We start from the raw sequence: 2,196 nt of genomic DNA on the forward strand, positions 1-2,196 counted from the left end.
TCTTCTTCTCTTGGGGTCGGCCTGGCGTGGTGGGACGTCGCATCAGGCCGGGCCGTTGAGGGTTCTGCGGCGTGTCTCTGGGGGTGTTGTTCACGTGGCTGGTAGTTGTTGGTCGCCATGTGAACAGGAGGACTGGGGTGCGAGCCTTTCCGGTGACGTTGCCGTCGGGTGTTCGGTATTGGACGGTTCTCGATGACGACCTGGAGGTAGTTGGCGACGCCGACGCGTTTCTGCGGCATGTGCGGTTTGGTCAGGATCGTGCGGAGTCGACGACGAAGGCGTATGCGGGCGGGATCGTCCTGTATTTGCGCTGGTGTCAACGCACTGGCCGGGACTGGGTGACGGGTCTGTCGTATTTGGGCTTGTTCATCACGTGGCTGCGGCATTCGCCGGCCGGTTCTGATGATGCGGTCATCGCCGTAGGCCCGGGTGTGGCGGGAGTTCGCGGTGCGCGTCGGATCAACGGGATTTTGGTGGCGGTGCGCGGGTTCGCGGTGTTCGCAGCCACCAGGGGTCGCGTTGACGAGGGCGTGGCGCAGCTGCTCTATGAACTCGCCGACGACCGCGATGTGCCGGTTGAGGCCAAGGGTGAGGAGGCGCGACGGGCCTGGAGGTTGCGACCGCTGCATCGGCTGCATGAGCGAGACGCCCCTGTTGATCGCGCTAGCGATGAGGAGATTGTGGCGCTGCTTCGGGCCTGCCGCTCGACGCGGGATCGCTTGATCGTGTTGCTGCTGGCGCGGGCGGGTCTGCGCCGCGGCGAGCTGATCGGGCTGCGGCGCAGCGACTTGCATCTGCTGCCCGACTCGACGGTGCTGGGGTGCCCAGTCAAGCGGGCCCACCTGCATGTGGTGCGCCGCGACAACCCGAACGGGGCGTGGGCTAAATCGCGTCGGTGTCGGCATGTGCCGTTGGATTTTCTTGCGGTGCAAGCCTTTGACGTTTACGACTTCGAGCGGTTTGCGGTGCCGCGGGCGCGTGACAGCGACTTTCTGTTCGTCAATCTGTTTCGTGAGCCGATCGGCTCTCCGATGTCGCCGGATGCGATCAACGCATTGATCACGGACCTGTGCAAGCGGGCTGGCCTGGGTCGGCGGGTGACGCCACATCAATTGCGGCATGCGTTCGGCAGCAATCTGATGGATGCTGGCGGGTCGCTCGATGAGGTCCAGCAGCTGCTCGGTCATGCGAGCGTGTCCTCGACACAGGTCTATGTGCATCCTGATCCCTGCCGTCTGCGCGATGCGATAGAACGTGTCCCTACACCGCGCGAGCAGCACGGAGCGACGCGGTGAGCCCGGCGGTCGCCAAGGTCGCCGTCGAGGCGTCGTTGATCGAGCCGCACCATGAACTGAACCGGCTTCAGAGCCAGTTGAGTGACCAGTTCCTTTCCGAAATTGGTTGGGACGCTGAAACGTTGGTTCTCTCGTTGCCGGCGGACCATCCCTTGCTGGGTCGCCCTGTCTGTCGTGCACCAGGGTGTGAGTTCACTGCACGCGGTGTTTCGCGGATCTGCCAAGGCTGCCGGAGCCGTCTGGCCAGGCACGGTCTGGGCCTCGACGATATTGACAAGATGCCGCCCCGCGATCGTGACCAGCCCGGGCCGTGCGTGGTCACCGGATGCGAGCGGAGTTGGGGATCGTCTCAACACCGCCTCTGTGAGGCGCATCGACATCAGCAGCGCGTCTTGGGCGTATCGATCGAGGACTTCCTGGCACACCCATCGGTGATCGCGTTGCCCGATACGGGTCCGTGCTTGGTGGCCGCATGCACCCGACGCCGCAAGGCGACGCGCGGATCGTATTGCAGCGCACACGAGCAGCGGTGGCACGCCAAGCGCAGGAACGCCCATGACACCGACACCGACGAGCGGGTGTGGTGGTTGACCGCCACCGCGTCCAAGGAACCGGGAAAAGTCAGCCTGCGAGGCCTCCCGCCGCTGGTCGTCGCGCAGGTGCTCTACGGCGTGCGGGAGCGGATCAAGTCCGGACGCAAACTCGACGACTTTCAGCTCACCGCGCTGTGCAGCGAACTGCGCCGCCAGCGGGTCGCCAGCATCGCCGACGCCGACACCACCGGACTCAACGTAGCCTACCGAGGGCTGATGAACAGCTTCGCTGGTTACCTGCGCCGAGGCACGCTGAATCCAGAAACCGAAAGAACAAAGGACGTATGGGATTTGGCTGCGTTCGGCTA

General features: G+C 64.5%; 1 protein-coding gene and 1 pseudogene. Both read left to right on the forward strand.

From position 1 onward, the window contains the following. Positions 1-137 precede the first annotated feature (137 nt). Positions 138-1,295 (forward strand): tyrosine-type recombinase/integrase, encoded by a 1,158-nt coding sequence (locus F0Q45_RS25515; protein WP_149656525.1) that lies wholly within the window; start codon positions 138-140, stop codon positions 1,293-1,295. A 392-nt stretch (positions 1,296-1,687) separates the two neighbouring features. Continuing rightward, positions 1,688-2,196: pseudogene (locus tag F0Q45_RS25520) on the forward strand (transposase); the annotation flags it as partial.

This window comes from Mycobacterium simiae, from assembly GCF_008370645.1.
Taxonomy (GTDB): domain Bacteria; phylum Actinomycetota; class Actinomycetes; order Mycobacteriales; family Mycobacteriaceae; genus Mycobacterium; species Mycobacterium simiae_A.